Below are 18,603 nucleotides of genomic sequence, written 5' to 3'. Positions count from 1 at the left end.
TGATGCGTCAAATCCGTGAATGCCAGGAAAAGCAGTTTTCATCGTTTGATCAGCACGGGGTTTTTTACCGTCACTGGCCTGCGGTGGGCGAGGGTGGGGCACGGCGAGCGGTGGTGCTCTTGCATCGCGGACACGAGCACTCCGGCCGCGTGCAGCATATTGTTGACGAGCTGGGTCTGGATGATGCGGCTTTCTTTGCCTGGGACGCGCGCGGCCATGGCCGCAATGAGGGGCAGCGTGGCTATTCGCCGAGCTTGGCGAGCACGGTGCGCGATCTGGATTGCTTTATCAAACACATCACGCATGAGCACGGCTACGCGCCGCAAGACATTATCGTTATCGCGCAAAGCGTCGGCGCGGTGCTGGCCAGTACGTGGGTTCACGATTATGCGCCGAATATCCGTGCGCTGGTGCTGGCGGCTCCTGCGTTTAAAGTGAAACTCTACGTACCTGCGGCGCGTACCGGCATTGCGCTAATGCAAAAACTGCGCGGCCAGTTTTTTGTCAATTCCTATGTTAAAGCGCGCTTTCTGAGCCACGACCCCGAGCGCATCGCCAGCTATGAGCGCGACCCGCTGATTACGCGCCCGATTGCCTCGCATATTCTGCTGGCGCTGTATGACACCGCCGAGCGCATTATCGACGACGCCGGCGCGATCACCGTGCCGACGCAAGTGCTGATTTCGGGCGCGGATTTTGTGGTGCACCACGGCCCGCAGCACGCGTTTTTTGATCGTTTGGGCTCTAGCGTCAAAGAAAAGCACATTCTGGATGGCTTTTACCACGACACCTTGGGCGAGCTGGAACGCGAAAAAGCCTTTGTGCTGATCCGCAGTTTTATCGCCAAAGTCGATCAGGGGGTATTGCCTCCTGATCTAAGTCAGGCTGACGTTCAAGGTTATACCTATAACGAGTATCGTTCCCTGCAACAGCCTTTGAGCGTGCTTAGCCCCAAGCGCTGGGAATTTGGCATTACGCGCCGCACTTTGGCGAGCATCGGTAAATTATCCAGCGGGATTCAATTAGGTTGGCAAACCGGTTTTGATTCGGGCTCGACGCTCGATTATGTGTACCGCAATCAGGCCAACGGCATTACGCCGCTGGGCAAGCTCGGTGATCGAGCCTATCTCGATTCGGTCGGCTGGCGCGGCATCCGTCAGCGCAAAATCCACTTGCAGGAATTAATTGGCGACGCGGTGCGCAGCCTGCACGCGGCGGGAAAACCAGTGCGCATTGTCGATATCGCCGCCGGGCATGGCCGCTATATTCTCGATGCGATTGACGGCCTGCCGTTTGATGATGTGCTGCTGCGCGACTACAGCGACATCAACGTTAAAGCGGGGCAGGACATGATTGCGCAGCGCGGCCTGAGCGATAAGGCGCGCTTTGCCCAGGGCAATGCCTTTGATCGCGAGAGTCTGGCAATGCTAGACCCGCAGCCGACGCTGGCCGTGGTGTCCGGCCTGTACGAATTATTCCCCGAAAACCAAGGCATCCGCGATTCGCTCGCCGGTTTGGCCGCCGCCGTTCCCGAAGGCGGCTATCTGGTTTACACCAATCAGCCGTGGCATCCGCAGCTGGAAATGATTGCCCGCACGCTGACCAGCCATAAGGATGGTAAAGCGTGGGTGATGCGTCGCCGTACGCAAGCTGAAATGGATCAGCTTGTCGCTGCGGCAGGCTTTGAAAAAGTCGGCCAGCGCATCGACGAGTGGGGAATTTTTACCGTTTCGATTGCACAGCGTAAAATCGCGCCAACGGTCGCCAGTGCAAACACTCGCGACGCTCTGGGCGAAGTGATGCCCTAAATTTGAAGCCCGCCCAGAGCGGGCTTTGCAAAGGATTTTTATGAATCAAAAACACATCAACGAGCTATTTGAAATCATTGCCGATGGCAGCCTCGATGCCGAAGATATTGCGGCGATGAGTGATGAAGTGCTCAAGGCGCACGCCGATGCGGCGGCGTATTTGCTAGACGACGCTGAGTCGCAATATCAGCAATCGTACCCGCTGCCATTGTGGGAATGGGTGCTGCTGGAGCAGTTGGAAGGCGGGCTGATTTTCCACGCGCCGCACATCGACGCGTTGTATGCGCAAATCGTTGACGCTTTTGGCGACGATGAACTCGATCTGGCCGTTGCTGATCTGGCCGGTTTGGATGCGGCAGCTGCTTTGGCCAAAGTGCAGGACGAGCTTGCGCCGACGTATAGCGTCGTCGATTTCAGCAAATCAGTGGCTGGCGAAAAACAAGTCGTTCTGGTTCGCACCGCCAAGCTGGCGCGCTTTCTTGAGTTGAGTGCTGCCTTGGGTTTGCAGGCTAGCGCGTAGGATTTTACAGCCAGTTTGGGCTGAAAAAATTTGATATTCATGCAAGAAGCTGATGGGGTATTGCTCTGTAACCCATGTAAAAATTGGACTGTAGGGTAATACCCAGTACCTGCTGTATTTTTCTAGCGTTTTCATCCCGTGTAAATACGCTGTGCTATGCCGCAGCTACAAAAGCCGTGTAACTGGGGCAATGCCGTTCACTTAAGAAACAAGCCTCGATTCCTTAGCTAGAAATCGAAGCTTTTTCATGATCTTCGGATGAATTTATGGCTCAAAACCGACCAAATTATCGAAGATCAACAGGAAAACGCAAAATAAACATCAAAAAATGCTGCTCGCTCGGCTTAAGTGAACGGCATTGGCGTTACTGGGAGGGCTCTTGTCAGTGAAAGGATTGCTACTGGGTGTGTCTTTGCGGGTAAGCCCACTCCCGCGATGAATATAAACCCAGGCTGTAAGGGTATTGTGCTGTAGGCGAATTGGAGCCTGGTTAATAGGGCAATACTCTAGCGCTGTTAGGGCTCATTCGAATTGCACGCCTTGCTGGCGCAGTTGGCTGATGAGTGCAGGGCTTAGGCCGTGGCATTCGTTGATTTTCTGAAGCTTGAGCTTGAGTAGCAGCTCGGCGTCGCTCACTTTGCTAAGGTCTAAAAACTCAAGGCATTTCAGATTGACAAGCTGTTCTATACCTTCGAAGGATGTCAGGGTGAATTCTTCGCCTTCGCCGTCCCAGTTGGGCATGACGAGAAAGTGGGTGTCGCAGCATTCAGCAGAGAGCAGGGTGACTTTTTCCAGCTGCGCCGGGGATATTTCGATTGCGAGCAGTAATGCTCTGGCCTCAGGGATACAGTCGTACCAACCGTATTTTGGATTTTCGCCGCGAACCAGCTCCTCTAGGTTGAGTGAGTTTATGTGCTCGATGGCAGCTTTAATGGCTTCGTCTTCGTGGTATAGATCGTCCAGAATGAGTAATTTCAGCTGCTCATTCATTGGGCTTAACTCCGTAGTTTTAAGAAAGATCTGGGCTTGCGCGGGCAAGCGTTACTTCTGCGCCATGATGCTGCTTTCCGGTGCGATGAGCCTGGCCAGTGTTTTGCGCAAATCGCCTTTGAGCGGCGTGCCGTCGCGGTACATAATGACCGGGTCCAGCAGCGGCTTTTCCCGGATCGCCAGCTGCGCCACATTATCGGGGCTGATGGTATAGCGGCCCAGTGTTCTGGCCAGCGGCCAGGGCAGATCGGGGAAAACCACGTAGGCCAGCTCCGAGCAGACAATCCGTTCATGCGTTAGCACATCAAAATTGAAATCGTATTCCTTGCCCACCTGTTCAATCGCAGTCAGCGCGGCGGTCTTCTGATACGTGTTACGGATATCGCCGTTCTGGCGCAGCACCAGCAAATCGTCAATGTCCAGAAAGCGTTGTAGCGGGCTGATGGTAACACCGCTGCGCAGCGCTTCAACAATCCGCCCGCCTTCGCGGATGCTTTGCTGGTATTGCGCCGGAATTTGCGACCAGATGCCCAGCTCGCGCAATTCCTGCTCGCTGCCCAGCCAGATCGCCACATGGCCGTAATGACCGGGAATCATTTTGTCGCTCAGGCGGAATGGCGTTTTTTCCAGCAAGATGTCCAGCGGTTTAAGCTGCTTTTCCAGCGCTGCCACTTCATCGGGCTTGAGTCTGGATAGTTTGCCGCCCCGCGTTTTGACCAGACCGATCATATTGCCAAAGCCCATACTCAGGCCGTAGCTCAGCGTGTTGTGCAGTTTTTTCTCGCCTTGCCCCACTGTATTGAACAACTGGCGCAATGAGCCGGTGAGCGCCAGCGGATTGCCCTGATGCAGCGTGACGTACCAGATGGTGCTCTGGCTGAGTGCGTAGTAATTGTTTTCGTTCTCACTGGCCGCTTTGCCCTGGCTGCGCCGATAGGCCATCAACTGATCGACAAACTGCGTGGCGCGCTGCAGGCGAACCCGGTATTCGGACGAATAATAATTATTCGATAGCTCGCGCAGCGTGGTTTTGCTGCGCACATCGTAGGTGAGCAAGTAGCCGATGGTGGCGTTGTCGCGGTAGGGCTCGATGGCAATCTGGTAGCTGTCCATCAGCACTAGCGCAGCAGCAAGACCGCGCTGGATGTCATGCAGCAGCCGTATGCCTTTGGCGTCGTTGGGGTTGACGTAGATAGTGCGAATACCGCGCTGGATGCTGGGTGGCGGCTCGCTCAGAATCTGCTCGGCGTTGGTCGCGTGTTCGGTACTCAGCGTGAGCTTGACGTTGGTTTGAAAGAGCGGCGCCATCTCGCTGGCATAGGGCAGCAGACGTGCGCGCAATTCGATATAGCGCAGCGCCAGCTCGCGCATCTGGTTGCTTTGCGCACGGGTCAGCGCCGGGGTTTTCTGCTCGGTGATCTTGTGTTTGACGGCAAACTGATACGCCTCGGTGCGCAGCGCGACCAGATCGGCCACCTGCTGGCCAAATTCACTGCTACTTGAACTCGCTTGCACACTCAGCGGCCAGACCAGTGTCAGTACCAGACCAAGAATAAAACGCCACATATCACCTCCCCAGCAAGGCGCAAATCATCGCCTTGCTGGCGCGATCTGTAAAGAATTGCCCTGATAGTGTGCCGATTTCAGCCCATCGCAACCCCTTACTGCGCATCTTCGCTTATTGCCCGCACTGCTTTGCATAGCACCATTGAATCTATGCTTTTGCATGATCTTGGCATGCTGCTTGGGTAAACTTCGACCCAGACATTATTCTGCACCACTAGGACAAGCAATGAATACACCGCAGGATACGGGAGGCGTGAGCTTCTGGCAGGCTTTTCGTTTCTGGCTGAGGCTAGGTTGTGTGAGCTTTGGCGGGCCAGCCGGGCAAATCGCCATCATGCATCAGGAGCTGGTCGAAAAACGCCGCTGGATTTCCGAGCGCCGTTTTCTGCATGCGCTGAATTACTGCATGCTGCTGCCCGGCCCGGAGGCGCAGCAGCTGGCGACGTATATTGGCTGGCTAATGCATAAACGCCTTGGGGGTATTGTTGCAGGGGCCTTGTTTGTATTGCCTTCGCTGGCAATACTGGTGGCAGTATCCTGGCTGTATCTGGCATTTGGCGATGTGCCGCTGGTCGCCGGCCTGTTTTACGGCATCAAGCCGGCGGTGACGGCCATTGTGGCGCAAGCCGCGCACCGGATTGGTGGCCGTGCGCTGAAAAACCGCGCGCTGTGGGCGATTGCCATTGCCGCCTTTGTCGCGATTTTTGTCCTGCATCTGCCTTTTCCGCTAACAGTCGCGGCCGCGGCGCTGGCCGGATGGCTGGGCGGGCATTACACGCCGCAATATTTTCAGGCTGGTGGCGGCCATGCGGCAGCGCAGGCCTCGTATGGCCCGGCGTTGATTGATGATCACACGCCCACCCCGGCGCACGCACACTTTCGCTGGGCTGGTTTGCTCGGTGTAGTGCTGGCCGGGTTGGTTTTATGGGCGCTGCCGATGGCTGCGCTGACGCTGTATTTTGGCTGGCAGCATACGCTGACGCAGATGGGCTGGTTTTTCACCAAGGCTGCGCTGCTGACTTTTGGCGGCGCGTACGCCGTGCTGCCCTATGTGTATCAGGGTGCGGTGGGGCAGTATGGCTGGCTGACGCCGACGCAAATGGTCGATGGGCTGGCGCTGGGTGAAACCACGCCGGGGCCGCTGATTATGGTGGTGGCGTTTGTCGGTTTTGTCGGGGGCTATGTGAAAGGCGTTTTTGGCCCTGACAGCCTGTTTCTGGCCGGTACAGTGGCCGCGTGTCTGGTGACGTGGTTTACTTTTTTGCCCTCGTTTGTGTTTATTCTGGCGGGCGGCCCGCTGGTTGAATCAACGCACGGCAATCTGAAATTCACCGCGCCGCTCACGGGCATTACCGCCGCCGTGGTCGGCGTGATCGTCAATCTGGCGCTGTTTTTTGCCTATCACGTGCTGTACCGGCCTGCGCCGCAGGGCGGCACTATCGACTGGATTGCACTCGCCATCGCGCTAGCCGCTGCTGTGGCCTTGTTCAAATTCAAGCGCGGTGTGATCGAGGTGATCGTGGGTAGTGCATTAATAGGCTGCGTACTCAGCCTGAGCGGTCTGGCAGGCTAATCGGGCACCACAAGCCTGTGTGCCCGATGGTCAGACCTCTAATGAGAGCGCTGGCCAGAGTGTGCCTTGCCGATGAAAGTACTCAGTAGCTGCATGTTAGTAATCGCGAACTCAGCTAGTGTGTCGGTTAAAGCAGCGCAGATTCCAAGCAAGCTTGGCGAAATTCAGTGTTGATTTTATCGCACCGGTCGGCAAACAAAGTTACCGCCCGGAAAAAAAATTGGCACCTGCGTTACGCAGAACGCAGATGCCAATGGGTCAAGCTTAATCCTTAAGCAGAACCGGGTTTATTTCGGATAGGTATTCAAATACGCTTTGTGACCTTTGGCAAAATTGTAGCCATTGGTTTTGTCCCAGTTGATCGACCAGGTCATCACGCCGCGCAGGTCTGGCTGCGCTGCGGCTGGCTTGTAGCTGCCGCAGTTTTGCAGCTTCATCAGGCAGTCGAGCGCTTTTTGCACTTCGGCATTATTCATATAGCCGCCCGAAGGTGCCGCAGCAGGGATCGAAGGCAGACCAATACCAACTTGATCCGGGCGCAGCGGCGGGAAGAACTTGTTCGGGTCACGGCCCACATTGAAGCCGGTCAGCAGCATATCCGTCATCGCTACCTGGAAGTCGACCGTACCCTGGTTGTAGACTTTGTCGTCTTTACCGGTAATGCCGCCGGAGTTGTAATGCTGAACATGCAATAGGTTCAGCTCGTCACGCAGGCCGTGGATAATGCCTAGGTAGCCACCCCAGATACCGCCAGATACGCCATAACCACCCTGCACATAGGCGGTTTCTGGTGCCATTGTCAGCGTAAAGCCTGGGCCAAAGCGTTGTTTCAGCGCTTTCACACCGGCAACCAGATTCACGACTTGCGGCGTGGTTGGATTGCGGAAGTCTTCGCCAGCGGCAATCGACAGATTGTTTTCAATATCGATGTCCACACCGTTAAAGCCGTATTTGGCAACGATGTCACCCAGAGTCTGGATAAACACCTCACGTGCAGCCGGGCTGTCGATCACGATCGTACCGTTAGCGCCGCCGAGCGAGACTTGTACGATCTTGCCTTTGGCTTGTTTTTCCTTGATGTCGGCAATGAATTCGGCCTCGTTAAATGCTTTGTCCAGTACGAACGTGGCTTTGCCCTTGGTCCAAGGATCGCCTTCGACGAAAGACACGTTAATGATGTCGTATTCATCCGGTACGTCTTTGATGCGAATGACGCCAGAGCCATTTTCAAAGTTATGCCAGTAGCCCACGACAGCGTGTTTGGGCAAGATTGCTGCACCTGGGGTGGTGTTTGGTGTTGGTGTTGGCGTTGGTGTTGCTGTGGCTGCAGGTGGAGTTGTTGGAATTGGAATGAGCTCAGCATTAATCATGCAACCATTGGCGTCATAGGTATATTTATAAGTGTAACCCGCTGGTGGAACTGGGGGGCCAAATGGCGGGCATGTAGGCTTTGGAGACACTGTGGGGGTTGGTGCTGGTGGCGTCGCCGTTGTACCGCTTACCAGTTTCCATGGGCCCCATTGATCGGCACCCGGTGCGTTATTTTGAGTCCACCATTTGGCTTCGTACACTGCGCCGTTGTAGCTCACACGCTGGCCGCCGGTGTAAACCGCCGAGCTGCTCCAGGCGCTCACTCCGGTGATGGGGGTCGCTGTTGGCGCTGGTGTTGCCGTGGCGGGTGGCTGGGTTGGTGCATTGTCGTGCGGGGTTGGCGGTGGCGTCAACGTAACGAGCGTCACCCAGCGTTTCTCGCACGTGAGCTGATTTACAATTTCCCAATACCCGAACTGATTTGGCGTGCCAATTGGGCAAGCTAGTGGGGTTGTTACTGGCGTTGCCGTCGGTGCAGGGCTGGCTGTTGGACTGCTAACACCGGTTTCTTTCCACAGCGTTGGTGTGCTGGCCGGATTCCAGCCTGCGCCAGAGTAAGCGGTGTGTGTCACCAGCGCGCTGTAGGTTTTGCCGTTGTAATCAACGACGGTGCCTGCGCTATACGTGCTGCCTTCCTGCCAGGTGGCTGCGCTGACGCTGGCGGCGAGCATCAGCCCGCCAATGATTGCAGCAATACGGGTACGACGCATCAGGGTGCGTTGAGTCATTTTACGTCTCCATCCAGTTATTATCGGTATGCGGCTATTCTGTGGCCGCTATGGGTGCCGAATTTTCTCGGCCAGTTGATACTAAGTGATTCGGATTCATGAGGCAATCGTGCGGCAAGTGCTTGTTGCAAAATAGAATTACTGCTTACAACCATATGACTAATACGGGTATAGAATGAATATATTTCATCATTAAACATGGTTTGTGGTGATATTGTTCATGCATTGTGAATCAAGAAGTGATCGTCATGCCCCAGCCATTACGCCCCGTTAGCTTTGAATTTTTCCCGCCCAAAACCGCAGAAGGCGCTGCCCGGCTGGCACAAACCCGCCAGCAGCTGGCGCAGTTTTCACCTGCGTTCTTTTCGGTGACTTTTGGTGCCGGTGGCACAACGCAGGAAGGCACATTGCATGCCGTGCAAGCGATCCGTGCCGCCGGTTTCGCCGCCGCGCCGCACTTATCGTGCATAGGCTCAACACGCGATAATATTCGTGACATCGTGCGCCAATATCAGCAGCACGGCATCCGGCATATTGTGGCGCTGCGCGGCGATATTCCGTCCGGCATGGTCGGGTTGGGCGAATTTCGTCATGCCAACGAGCTGGTGAGTTTTTTGCGCGAAGAATTTGGCGACTGGTTTCATATCGAGGTGGCGGCCTATCCCGAATTTCACCCGCAGTCGGTCAGCGCGGCGGCCGATCTGACGCACTTTATCAACAAGGTGCGCGCTGGCGCCGATTCGGCGATTACGCAGTATTTTTTTAATGCCGATGCGTATTACCGTTTTGTTGACGAAGTGCAGGCGCGCGGCGTGAATATCCCGATTGTGCCGGGCATTATGCCAATTCAGAATTACAGCCAGTTGCAGCGTTTTTCGGATATGTGCGGCGCAGAAATCCCGCGCTGGTTGCGCCTGCGCTTGCAGGGGCTGGGTGACGATAGCGCATCGATTCGCGCCTTTGGCCTTGATGTGGTCACCGAGCTGGCCGAGCGCTTGCTGGCCAATGGCGCACCGGGCTTGCATTTTTACACGCTGAACTCGGCCTCAGCCGTGTCTACGATATGCCATCGCTTGGGGTATAGGGCTGTAGGCAATGATCAGCTTGCCCTGCAGAGCGATACCCTTGAAGTGGTTTAAAGTGTTTTCTTTACGGGTGCCGCGCGGTTGCTGGGCACGATGCGGGCGCTCTGGCCATCGCTGATCACGTCAACCTGCTGGCCCACACTTAGTGCCAGATCGGCATCCTGAATCACCACCAGCCGCTCGCCATTATCGTGCATATGGATGGTCAGCTCTTTGGCCGGTTTGCGCATGATGTTCTTTTCAATCTGGTTGCCCAGCAATCCGCCGAGTAAAGCGCCGATTGTGCCGCTAATCACCGTACCGCTGCCCTTGCCGATATTGGACGATGCGCCCACACCGCCAATCACCGCGCCCACAATCGAGCCGATGCTGGTGCTGCTATCGTCGATCTGCACATCGCGCACATTCTCGATCACGCCAGCGCGCGCGGTGGCCAGCTGTTTCATTTCGTTTTTCTTGTATACATTGGCTGAATCGGCAGTGATGCAGCCTGTCAGTACCGTGCAGAGGGCGAGCAGGGCGCCGAGCAAATAGTGTCGGGTGCGCATGGCAAGCTCCTTGATCTGTCGTTGAAAGAATAAAAACTATTCTACTCTTTCAAACCGATGATTTCACTGTGCATTCTGCCAAGTCTTAGTTGTGCTGGGAAAACCGCTGCGCTTCGAGCGCCTCGTCTGCGCTAGTCTGTTTCATAAGGCGCTTGGCTGTATACATTCGCAGGTCAGCACAGCTTAGCAATTGCTGTTCAGTTAGGCCATCAGCCGGGTAGCAGCTAAGTCCTACGCTGGCAGCTACGCGGATTGTGTGACTGCCGACTTGCGCGGGCGCGTTGATCTGCGTGACCAGCTTATCGGCGACCGCCTGCGCGATCGTGCCATTCGCGTTGTCCAGCAAAACCACAAATTCATCGCCACTCAGGCGTGCGACCATATCCATCTGGCGGACACCGGCGCACAGCCGCCGGGCTACTTCTTGCAATAGGCCGTCTCCGGCCGCATGCCCGAAGCAATCATTGATGGCTTTAAAGCCATTCAGATCCAGAAACAGCAAGGAAAAAGGGTGGTGCTCGCGCTCAGCACGGGCGATGGCATTGCCTATGCGTTCGGCCAGCAGCACGCGGTTGGGAAGCTGGGTCAGCTCATCGTACAAGGCCATTCGCTTGAGCTGTTCCTGCAGGGTTTTGTACTCGATGGCGGAAGCAATCTGGCCGGAAACAAATTGCAATAACTCAAGATCCGGGGCCTCGTAGCTCACGCTGCCTTCATAGCTGCCCAAGGCCAGCACGCCAAACGGTCCCCGTCCGGCATTTAAAGGAACGCCCAGCCAGCTGCTCAACCTGCGGCCATCAGCATGCGGGCTTGCGCAGGACAATTGCGCAGCATCATTCAGCAGCAAGGGCTCACCAGAGGCGAGAATCTGGTCGAACATGAGCGACAGCCCCATCGCCGCTGCGTGCTGATTGGCCAGCGCAGGCGGGTAGGGAAAAACCAGTTTTGCGTCCTGACTGGGCCTGATGGCAACTGTGAAAGCCGTAGCAGGCAGCAGCTGGCCAATGATCTGATGGGTTTGTCGATACAGGGCTGGCAGATCGTCGGCTTCGATGACCAGCTGAGCAATTGCATACATTGCCGCTTGCATGGACTGGGCACGTTTGCGGACGGTGACATCCCTGGCCACCGCAATGCGCACGCGCTCGGTCTCTGACCACATCGCCGACCACATGATGTCCACCAGATGGCCGTTTTTATGGATATAGCGGTTTTCAAAACCGACCCATGGTCGTCCGGACATGACGTTAATGGCTTCGGCCAGCGTGCGTTCACGGTCTTCGGGGGCAACCAGGCTGATCATTTCGCGCCCGATCATTTCGGCCTGCGTATAGCCAAATACCCGCTCGCAACCCGCGCTGACATAAATAACGCGACCATGCTCATCAACCACGCAAATGGCATCCAGCAGCTGGTTCAGTATGCTGGCCAGCAGCGAGTAATGTTTGACTTCCATCTTCATGAAACGTCTTCCAGAAATAAACCGCCACCGGCTTTCAATGTTGGATACAGAGTAGTGAGTCGAGCCACAGTCGTGATGAGTCCATGGCTTGAGGCAATTGCAGGATTCATCTTAAGTCAAGTCTGCGTATCTGCTAGGTTCGATTTTGACCAGATTGTCTCCTTGCCGCCCATTGGCTGCAAAACTTAAGTTGCGCAATGTCGTGGCAGACGCACATCAATTGGGGCCGGACCAAGGAAATTCCCTGGCGCATCTACGATGCCTGCTCCAGCATCGGCAGCAGGGCAGACAGGCCTTGATCGAGTACTGTGCGCTGCGCGTCTGATAGTGGCGACAGGATGTGCTGCAGATTGCGGGTGTGCGCTTCGATGGCTTCATCAATCAGCGTCAGGCCGTTCTCGCTCAGCTGCACCAGCAGGCTGCGGGCGTCTTGCGGGTTGGCTATGCGGCAGACCAGGCCCCGGTTTTCCAGCTGCTGCAATTGCCGGGTCATCGTGCCCGAGGCCAGCATCAGTGCCGAAAACAGCGCGGTGGGCGCCAGGCAATATGGCGCACCAGCACGGCGAAGCGTGGCCAGTACATCAAACTCCCAGCTGCTTAAATCGTATTGCGCAAAGAGCTGATCCATTTGTCGCTGCATCAAGGCCGCACTGCGCTTGAGCCGGCCTGCCGTGCCCATGGCGCGGGTGTCGAGTGCTGGTTTTTCCTGTTGCCATTGCGCTAGGACACCATCGACAAAGTCGGCTGGCCCTGTTGCTGCTGTCTGTGGTGCTTCTTTCATTTTTATTTCCCCAATATATCTTGCATCCGAGATAAATTGCCCGTAGAGTGATTATATCTTGAATACGAGACAAAATCATGCGCGCTTTGTTGAAACCTCATTTACTGCTCACTGCACTGGCTCCGCTGATCTGGGGTTCCAGCTATATCGTGACTTCCCAGCTCTTGCCGCCCGATCGGCCGTTTACGGCGGCGCTAATCCGTGTGTTGCCCGCCGGGCTGATTTTGCTGGCGCTGCAATGGCAGCCTCCAGCTGCGGGTCAGTGGGGCAAGGTATTGCTGCTGTCGCTGCTCAATATCAGCCTGTTTCAATCGCTGCTGTTTATTGCGGCTTATCAGCTGCCCGGTGGTTTGGCGGCGGTAATCGGCGCGATTCAGCCTTTGCTGATTCTGGCGCTGATCTGGATGCTGGAAAAAATTAAACCTTCGCTCTGGCTGGTGTGCGCCTGCCTGATGGGCGTGCTGGGCATGGCCGCTTTGCTACTGGCACCCGATAGCAGCTGGAGCATTTCCGGTGTACTGGCGGCACTGGCAGGAGCGGCGTGTATGGCGACGGGTACCTACCTAACCCGGCACTGGGCTTTGCCTCTGCCGGTGCTGGCGCTCACGGGTTGGCAGCTCTTACTGGGCGGGGTGCTGCTCCTGCCGGCCATGCTGTGGCTGGATGCGCCACTGCCAGCCTTAAGGCCCAGCCAGCTGCTGGCTTATGCCTACCTGTGCATTTTTGGCGCGTTGATTGCCTATGTGCTGTGGTTTCGCGGCATGCGCTCGCTATCGGCAGTGGCGGTGTCTGCTCTGGGCCTGCTTAGTCCGCTGTCGGCAGTGCTGCTGGGCTGGTGGCTGCTGGGCGAGGCAATGAGCCCGCTGTCACTCGCCGGTTTGCTGATTGTTTTTGCCAGTGTCATGGCGGTGCAGTGGTTTGCTCGGCCTGTTCCTTCATCCTTTCAGGAGAAATAAACCATGTCATATTTCATCCCGCATCCTATCCATCAACTGATCGAGGCGCGCCGTTCGATCAATCATTTTGACCCGCAGTGCCAGCTGGACGATCAGCAGATTGAAATGCTGGTCGATCTGGCTACACGCTCGCCCAGCGCGTTTAATTAATCTGAGGTAAACCCCCGGCTTTGCCGGGGGACTCACCAAGGTTTGACCTATACAACGGTCATTGTGAAGCTCCGATCTCGACCAAGAGAAGGAGTTTCAAATGAAAGAGTATCAAAGTCTGAGCCATACGCGTTGGGATTGTAAATATCACGTGGTGTTTATCCCCAAGGCGAGAAAGAAGCGATTATTCGGCGCATTGCGCCGTAATCTTGGGGTTATTTTCCATGAGCTGGCACAGCAAAAAGGTTGCCAGATTGTAGAAGGGCATATCATGCCCGATCACGTGCATATGTGTATCAGCGTGCCGCCGAAGTATGCTTTGTCGAATGTGGTGGGTTTTATCAAAGGAAAAAGCGCAATCACGATAGCGCAGCAATTTGGTGGTAGGACGAAAAACTTCACCGGTGAAGTTTTTTGGGCGCGCGGCTATTTTGTTTCGACGGTGGGTTTGGATGAAGCAATGGTCAGAGCCTATATCCGAAATCAAGAAAAGGAAGATGAGCGTTACGACCAGATGAAGCTGGGGTTGTGACTCGCCGCCTTGGGCGGCACTTGGTTTGTTGACGCCTTCGAGGCGTTCCTCTAATAAGCCCCCAGCTTTGCTGGGGGTCATTTAACTTGCAAAACTGGCAATTTATCGCCGTGCGCAGCCAGCCGCACAAGTTGCGCTTGCAGCAACTGAGTTTTGGCCAGCAAAAAGTGGCCGACGCAGCGGTGACATTTATTGTGTGCGGGGTGCGCAATGGGTATCAGGCGCTAGCCAGCGTGCTGGCGGGCTCGGTGCAGCAGGGCGCTATGCCGGCGGCACTGGCCGATAGCTGGGTGGCGATGGCCAGCGCCACCCAGCACGAGCAGCCGCAAGCGCAGCGCGACGAGGCCATCCGTTCGGCCTCCTTGGCCGCAATGACACTGATGCTGGCCGCCGAAGGCATGGGGCTGGGCAGCTGCCCGATGACAGGCTTTGATCACGACGCGCTGATTGAGGCATTTGCCCTGGGCGACGAGCTGATCCCGGTCATGCTGGTCACCGTAGGCCGCCCGCTGGCCAGCAACTGGGCGCAAAAGCCCAGAAAGCCATTACAGCAGGTGCTGACTGTGGTTTGAGGATTGGTTGGAGTAATGCCTGAAATATATTCAGCCACCCACGGGTGGCTGGCGCGAATCTGATCGTCGAGACTATCTGGCGCGGCGCCGCAGCTCCTTCGGACACCTCGGACAGGGGTATTATAGAAATATTGAAAGTGCAATGGGTATTGCTTTGTATGCCAACCTGTGTTTGGCTTGAGCGGCAATACCCATGCTCTATTGAGGTGGCTCTACACACCAGATGGCTTAGGCTGCTGTACTGTCAGGAGACGAGATCAACGACATACCCAGAAAAATTTTCATTGCAGTGGATGCTCTTTGCGGTGAATTCGCTCATTGATGGTGCCAGAAGCCATGCTAATCCAATCTCTTCGTCGGCTAGCAAATCGGCTTTTTCGCTAGGAGAGAGTGCTGCAAAATTGTCTAACTCAAATTCTTGAATGAATTCTTCCTGCGAATCGCAAGAGGCATATAGATCATGATCTAGGCTGGCAATGTAGCCTTTGAATTTGCCATGCAATATTTCAACAAAATCATTGCCGCCATAATCAACCCCGATGGGGAAGAATAAATCTTTGAAAATAAAAGCGTGTTGCTGCTCTTCCAGGTCGTAATATTTGTCAGCTGAATCAAGGCCATAGAGCACTCTAAAATCTGGCTTGCCATCTTCTTCTTCCGGTGAATCAGCCATATATTCTGGACTATCTGCAGCCTCCTCAAGGCTGGAAATCACAAAACCATTTTGCTGGCGTAAGAAGGCCGAATAATCATTTGAAAATTGATATTTTTCCTGGATTGCAGCAACACGATCGCTTGACGGTAGCTCGTAGCCGTATGGGTTGGGGAATAGGATTTTCATTAGGCTTGAATTGAAAGGTTTGAAGCAGGTAGTTTAACTTTTGTTGACATTTTTTGTCATCTTTGACTGGTGATTAATTCTAATCCATTGCTGCTGTGTGGAGTTTTTGCGGGCAAATTTTTAAAGTAATTGAACGAAAGTTTCTTTGCATGATGTCAATTCTGCAAAGCGAAGACTTCATACAGCTTGTGTCATAAGACGAGAAACTAGCTGGGTGAAGCCATGTGCCGCTTGGGTTTCAAACTGCGCGGCGGCGATACCAGCCGGTGAGGGAGTAGCGATCACGCCGGGCTGGTAGCACTTCGTGCTCGAATCGATCCGACATAAACACCGCCAGCGTACCGCCGTAGGGAGTGACATCCAGCTGCTCGCCGTCATTCAGGTACAGCCGCAGCTGGCCGCCATCGTCGGTGTGCCAATCCGGATTGAGGTATTGCACCACGGTCACCACGCGTGTGTCCTGCGCGCGGTGCTGATCCAGATGCCGCTGGTAAAATGCGCCCACCGGATAGTGGGCAAAATGCCATTCCAGCTCGGCCAGCCCCAGAAACAGCTCGCGATTGAGGTGCTGCTGCAATTGGGCCATGCGTGCATTGGCTTGCTGCATGGCTGCATCGTGATCTTCAATCCACAGCACCGAATCGCCGCGAATATCATTGCGTACCTGATGCGCTGTCTCGCGGCCAACACCAGCGCGGTGAAAAGCTTCACGCCTTTGCTGCGCCAGCTGATGCAGCTCGCTCACCGTTTGGGCATCAAGAAAATCGGGCACAATGATCCAGCCCTGTTCGGCCAGCGCATCGCAGATCGAGGTGTATACCGCTTCACTCATTGACTTTGTCTACCTGTTTGGGCGCAATAAAAAAATCTACCGGCCGCTGCCAGAACCGTTTCCACAGCAGGCCGAGCACGGGTTGCAATTCGCCCAGGCGGCGTTTGCGCGAGCGCAGCGCCACCCACAGCGCCAGTACAAAGCTGGTGACTAGATTGGTGGTACCGATCAGCGCCACGCCGAGCAAGCCCCAGATCACACTCCACATCGGCAGGTAAAAATCATTGGCTGCCAGCACAAAGGAGAAATTAGCCGCCGAGAAAGTAATGTGGCGAATATCAATCGGTAGTCCTAGCAAAATTCCTACCGTGCCAATGCAGCCGAGCATAAAGCCGAAATAGAAATTCCCCGCCAGTGCGCCCAGATTGTGCTCGATATACTGCGCCAGCCGCTGGCTGCGAAAATCGCCGATGGTTTTGCGCAGCAGTGGCAGGGCGGCAATGCGCTGCGGAATCTTGTTATACAGCGCCTTGTTATCGTAGTAGCCCGAAATCAGCCCGGCCATAAACAGGCAGACACCGGCAATCGCGGCATGCGGCACGCCCATGCCGGAAATCGGCATCAGATCATGCATTAGATGCGCAGCTTTTTCGGGACCGACCACATGGCTGCCCAGGCTATCCCACCACAGCCAAGCAATCGCCAGCGCCACCGGCATGGCCAGCAACACATTGCCCAGAATGGCAATAAACTGCGTGCGTACCACTTTGACGATCAGCTCGACCAGCGTGCCATAGCCCTCCTTGCTGCCCGGTGCGGGTAGAGCCGCGGCGATGCGGGCTGCGGTCATGGCGGGCTGCTTGGTGGCAATGGTGCAATGCATAATGTGAATCAGCATAAAGCCGATGGCGTAATTCAGGCTGAAAGCAAACGCTTCGAGCAGCAGCGGCAGATGCGCCTTGCTGATCAGGATTTTAATCAGCGCCATAAAGCCGACCACCACGCCCGCGCCCGCCGCCGAGCGGAACATATCCAGCCATTCGCGGCGCGATTCGCTGGTGTAGTGCTCGCCGGTATGGCTGGCATGCTCGGTAATCTGCAGCGCCAGCAGCTCGGTGTTTTCGCTAAATACATCGCGCACGCTGTTTTTGCGGTTTTCCGCCTTGACCAGCGCCTTGAACAGGCGAATCAGCGCATCGGCCTGCTCGCCTTTGGGGTCGACCAGCTCAAAGAGGAGCTTCATGCGGTCGATATGCTGCTTCAAGCGCAATAAATGATAAGTCAGGCTGACCGATGCGCCGTTTTTGGACGCGTATTTCCACACCTTGCCCATGATCGCTTCGCACTGCTCCAGCAACACCAGCAAATGGCTGTGGTCTTCGTCGGGTGGGCGGCGTGCGGTGAGATCGTGGCGGTATTGTTCGATGTAATTGAGCACTTCGGCATTCAGGCGCACAAAGGGCGACTCGAAACGCTCGACATCCGGGTGATTACGGATGATTTCCGGCTCCAGGCCAATGGCCGAAATCCGGCACGACAAAACCTGAATGGCTTCTAGCTGCTGCAGGCGGATATGCGGCGGAATTTCGTTCTCCTGCAGCTCGTGCATATGCAGAGCCTGGCCGACTTCATACCATACCTCCTGGGGGAGTGCGTCTAGCCACAAGTAATCACTTGGCTTGTGGAAGATTACCCCCAGTAAATCGCTGAAATGTTCTTCATTGATGGTGGGCGGCAACAGCTTGGCACCAATGCGGCGCTTCACCGCCGTCATCATGCTCTCGTTGAGCAAGATGCCCGTCTCGGTATACAGATTCACTTGCCGGGTATTGTCGAGCAGCGAAAAAAACTCGCGACGCAAAGAAGCCCGGTACTCGGGATTTTGTTCCAGCAGATAACACAGCGCGCGAATATTATTCACCGCCGTCACCTGATCATCCGCCCTGGTCGGGCGCAGTGCATTAACCAGCGCAGTGAGTTTGCCCAGTGAATCCTGATCGGTCTTGCTGTTTTGCATCTCGCGCAGCAGTTGTTCCATGCCTAATCCTTTTTCTAGCTTCAAGACTATCCCGCCTTATGACTGATGCGGCCGGGTCTGGTTCTCCAAATCGGTCAGCCAATGAATCGCATAGTGCTGACTATCGCCGCACATTTCAATATGGGGCTGCAAACCTGCACATACCGCTGGACGAGCCGGGTCGAGGAAAATCTTGCAGCGCAAATCATCATCAAGCTGTACGCACGGAACACCTGCGGGCTTGCCTTTGGGCATGCCCGGAATGGGGCTGGAGATGGATGGGGCGGTGCAGCAGGCACCGCAGTGTGATCGACATTGCATTGGGCAAGTA

General features: G+C 55.4%; 18 protein-coding genes. 8 read left to right on the top strand and 10 right to left on the bottom strand.

Annotation, left to right across the window (positions count from 1 at the left end):
- The first annotated feature begins 2 nt into the window (after positions 1 to 2).
- Positions 3 to 1,808: a bifunctional alpha/beta hydrolase/class I SAM-dependent methyltransferase gene (locus FLS37_RS08430; protein WP_157669447.1), complete on the top strand. Its 1,806-nt coding sequence runs from the start codon at positions 3 to 5 to the stop codon at positions 1,806 to 1,808.
- A gap of 40 nt (positions 1,809 to 1,848) precedes the next feature.
- A complete protein-coding gene (locus FLS37_RS08425; RefSeq protein WP_157669446.1) occupies positions 1,849 to 2,328 on the top strand; it encodes a hypothetical protein in 480 nt (159 codons plus the stop codon).
- Positions 2,329 to 2,850: 522 nt separating this feature from the next.
- On the opposite strand, the gene FLS37_RS08420 is transcribed toward FLS37_RS08425, so the two are convergent.
- Both FLS37_RS08420 and FLS37_RS08415 read right to left on the bottom strand, forming a co-directional pair.
- On the bottom strand, positions 2,851 to 3,318 hold the full coding sequence (locus FLS37_RS08420) for a hypothetical protein (protein WP_157669445.1): 468 nt from the start codon (positions 3,316 to 3,318) through the stop codon (positions 2,851 to 2,853).
- Between the two features lie 51 nt (positions 3,319 to 3,369).
- Positions 3,370 to 4,884: a YiiX/YebB-like N1pC/P60 family cysteine hydrolase gene (locus FLS37_RS08415; RefSeq protein ID WP_157669444.1), complete on the bottom strand. Its 1,515-nt coding sequence runs from the start codon at positions 4,882 to 4,884 to the stop codon at positions 3,370 to 3,372.
- Positions 4,885 to 5,110: 226 nt separating this feature from the next.
- On the opposite strand from FLS37_RS08415, the gene chrA reads away from it, so the two are divergent.
- The gene (gene chrA, locus FLS37_RS08410) at positions 5,111 to 6,457 is read left to right on the top strand and encodes a chromate efflux transporter (protein ID WP_157669443.1); all 1,347 of its coding nucleotides are present in this window, start codon (positions 5,111 to 5,113) and stop codon (positions 6,455 to 6,457) included.
- 287 nt (positions 6,458 to 6,744) lie between these two features.
- On the opposite strand, the gene FLS37_RS08405 is transcribed toward chrA, so the two are convergent.
- Positions 6,745 to 8,556 (bottom strand): chitinase, encoded by a 1,812-nt coding sequence (locus FLS37_RS08405; protein WP_157669442.1) that lies wholly within the window; start codon positions 8,554 to 8,556, stop codon positions 6,745 to 6,747.
- Between the two features lie 248 nt (positions 8,557 to 8,804).
- Here FLS37_RS08405 and metF point away from each other — a divergent pair, with 248 nt between their 5' ends.
- Positions 8,805 to 9,695 (top strand): methylenetetrahydrofolate reductase [NAD(P)H], encoded by an 891-nt coding sequence (gene metF / locus FLS37_RS08400; protein WP_157669441.1) that lies wholly within the window; start codon positions 8,805 to 8,807, stop codon positions 9,693 to 9,695.
- Here metF and FLS37_RS08395 read toward each other — a convergent pair.
- The 3 genes from FLS37_RS08395 to FLS37_RS08385 all read right to left on the bottom strand — a co-directional run bounded on the left by FLS37_RS08395 (position 9,692) and on the right by FLS37_RS08385 (position 12,432).
- Positions 9,692 to 10,189, bottom strand: coding sequence for a glycine zipper domain-containing protein (locus FLS37_RS08395; RefSeq protein ID WP_232522546.1), 498 nt, complete (start codon positions 10,187 to 10,189; stop codon positions 9,692 to 9,694). The genes metF and FLS37_RS08395 overlap by 4 nt on opposite strands.
- A gap of 85 nt (positions 10,190 to 10,274) precedes the next feature.
- A complete protein-coding gene (locus FLS37_RS08390) occupies positions 10,275 to 11,651 on the bottom strand; it encodes a diguanylate cyclase domain-containing protein (RefSeq protein ID WP_198314544.1) in 1,377 nt (458 codons plus the stop codon).
- Positions 11,652 to 11,904: 253 nt separating this feature from the next.
- Complete coding sequence (locus FLS37_RS08385; RefSeq protein ID WP_157669440.1) at positions 11,905 to 12,432, bottom strand: MarR family winged helix-turn-helix transcriptional regulator; 528 nt, start codon at positions 12,430 to 12,432, stop codon at positions 11,905 to 11,907.
- Positions 12,433 to 12,509: 77 nt separating this feature from the next.
- On the opposite strand from FLS37_RS08385, the gene FLS37_RS08380 reads away from it, so the two are divergent.
- The 4 genes from FLS37_RS08380 (at position 12,510) to FLS37_RS08365 (ending at position 14,642) form a co-directional block, all read left to right on the top strand.
- Complete coding sequence (locus FLS37_RS08380; RefSeq protein WP_157669439.1) at positions 12,510 to 13,388, top strand: EamA family transporter; 879 nt, start codon at positions 12,510 to 12,512, stop codon at positions 13,386 to 13,388.
- 3 nt (positions 13,389 to 13,391) lie between these two features.
- Positions 13,392 to 13,538 (top strand): nitroreductase family protein, encoded by a 147-nt coding sequence (locus tag FLS37_RS08375; protein ID WP_157669438.1) that lies wholly within the window; start codon positions 13,392 to 13,394, stop codon positions 13,536 to 13,538.
- 100 nt (positions 13,539 to 13,638) lie between these two features.
- Positions 13,639 to 14,070 (top strand): IS200/IS605 family transposase, encoded by a 432-nt coding sequence (tnpA, locus tag FLS37_RS08370; protein ID WP_157669437.1) that lies wholly within the window; start codon positions 13,639 to 13,641, stop codon positions 14,068 to 14,070.
- Between the two features lie 86 nt (positions 14,071 to 14,156).
- A complete protein-coding gene (locus FLS37_RS08365; protein ID WP_157669436.1) occupies positions 14,157 to 14,642 on the top strand; it encodes a nitroreductase family protein in 486 nt (161 codons plus the stop codon).
- 244 nt (positions 14,643 to 14,886) lie between these two features.
- On the opposite strand, the gene FLS37_RS08360 is transcribed toward FLS37_RS08365, so the two are convergent.
- From FLS37_RS08360 to FLS37_RS08345, 4 genes are all read right to left on the bottom strand, one after another.
- On the bottom strand, positions 14,887 to 15,483 hold the full coding sequence (locus tag FLS37_RS08360) for an SMI1/KNR4 family protein (RefSeq protein WP_157669435.1): 597 nt from the start codon (positions 15,481 to 15,483) through the stop codon (positions 14,887 to 14,889).
- A gap of 238 nt (positions 15,484 to 15,721) precedes the next feature.
- On the bottom strand, positions 15,722 to 16,315 hold the full coding sequence (locus FLS37_RS08355) for a 2OG-Fe(II) oxygenase (protein ID WP_157669434.1): 594 nt from the start codon (positions 16,313 to 16,315) through the stop codon (positions 15,722 to 15,724).
- The gene (locus FLS37_RS08350) at positions 16,308 to 18,293 is read right to left on the bottom strand and encodes a site-specific recombinase (protein WP_157669433.1); all 1,986 of its coding nucleotides are present in this window, start codon (positions 18,291 to 18,293) and stop codon (positions 16,308 to 16,310) included. The genes FLS37_RS08355 and FLS37_RS08350 overlap by 8 nt, the downstream gene beginning before the upstream one ends.
- Positions 18,294 to 18,329: 36 nt before the next feature.
- Positions 18,330 to 18,593, bottom strand: coding sequence for a YkgJ family cysteine cluster protein (locus FLS37_RS08345; RefSeq protein WP_157669432.1), 264 nt, complete (start codon positions 18,591 to 18,593; stop codon positions 18,330 to 18,332).
- Positions 18,594 to 18,603 lie beyond the last annotated feature (10 nt).

This window comes from Chitinibacter sp. GC72 (assembly GCF_009760905.1).
Lineage (GTDB): Bacteria > Pseudomonadota > Gammaproteobacteria > Burkholderiales > Chitinibacteraceae > Chitinibacter.
Note: the sequence above shows the minus strand (reverse complement) of the source record. Positions and strands in the feature narration are given on the sequence as shown.

Bases quoted from the DNA above. Each gene is read 5' to 3' on its own strand.
- FLS37_RS08430 (WP_157669447.1), top strand. From the start codon at position 3: ATGCGTCAAATCCGTGAATGCCAGGAAAAGCAGTTTTCATCGTTTGAT.
- FLS37_RS08425 (WP_157669446.1), top strand. From the start codon at position 1,849: ATGAATCAAAAACACATCAACGAGCTATTTGAAATCATTGCCGATGGC.
- FLS37_RS08420 (WP_157669445.1), bottom strand. From the start codon at position 3,318: ATGAATGAGCAGCTGAAATTACTCATTCTGGACGATCTATACCACGAA.
- FLS37_RS08415 (WP_157669444.1), bottom strand. From the start codon at position 4,884: ATGTGGCGTTTTATTCTTGGTCTGGTACTGACACTGGTCTGGCCGCTG.
- chrA (WP_157669443.1), top strand. From the start codon at position 5,111: ATGAATACACCGCAGGATACGGGAGGCGTGAGCTTCTGGCAGGCTTTT.
- FLS37_RS08405 (WP_157669442.1), bottom strand. From the start codon at position 8,556: ATGACTCAACGCACCCTGATGCGTCGTACCCGTATTGCTGCAATCATT.
- metF (WP_157669441.1), top strand. From the start codon at position 8,805: ATGCCCCAGCCATTACGCCCCGTTAGCTTTGAATTTTTCCCGCCCAAA.
- FLS37_RS08395 (WP_232522546.1), bottom strand. From the start codon at position 10,189: ATGCGCACCCGACACTATTTGCTCGGCGCCCTGCTCGCCCTCTGCACG.
- FLS37_RS08390 (WP_198314544.1), bottom strand. From the start codon at position 11,651: ATGAAGATGGAAGTCAAACATTACTCGCTGCTGGCCAGCATACTGAAC.
- FLS37_RS08385 (WP_157669440.1), bottom strand. From the start codon at position 12,432: ATGAAAGAAGCACCACAGACAGCAGCAACAGGGCCAGCCGACTTTGTC.
- FLS37_RS08380 (WP_157669439.1), top strand. From the start codon at position 12,510: ATGCGCGCTTTGTTGAAACCTCATTTACTGCTCACTGCACTGGCTCCG.
- FLS37_RS08375 (WP_157669438.1), top strand. From the start codon at position 13,392: ATGTCATATTTCATCCCGCATCCTATCCATCAACTGATCGAGGCGCGC.
- tnpA (WP_157669437.1), top strand. From the start codon at position 13,639: ATGAAAGAGTATCAAAGTCTGAGCCATACGCGTTGGGATTGTAAATAT.
- FLS37_RS08360 (WP_157669435.1), bottom strand. From the start codon at position 15,483: ATGAAAATCCTATTCCCCAACCCATACGGCTACGAGCTACCGTCAAGC.
- FLS37_RS08355 (WP_157669434.1), bottom strand. From the start codon at position 16,315: ATGAGTGAAGCGGTATACACCTCGATCTGCGATGCGCTGGCCGAACAG.
- FLS37_RS08350 (WP_157669433.1), bottom strand. From the start codon at position 18,293: ATGGAACAACTGCTGCGCGAGATGCAAAACAGCAAGACCGATCAGGAT.
- FLS37_RS08345 (WP_157669432.1), bottom strand. From the start codon at position 18,593: ATGCAATGTCGATCACACTGCGGTGCCTGCTGCACCGCCCCATCCATC.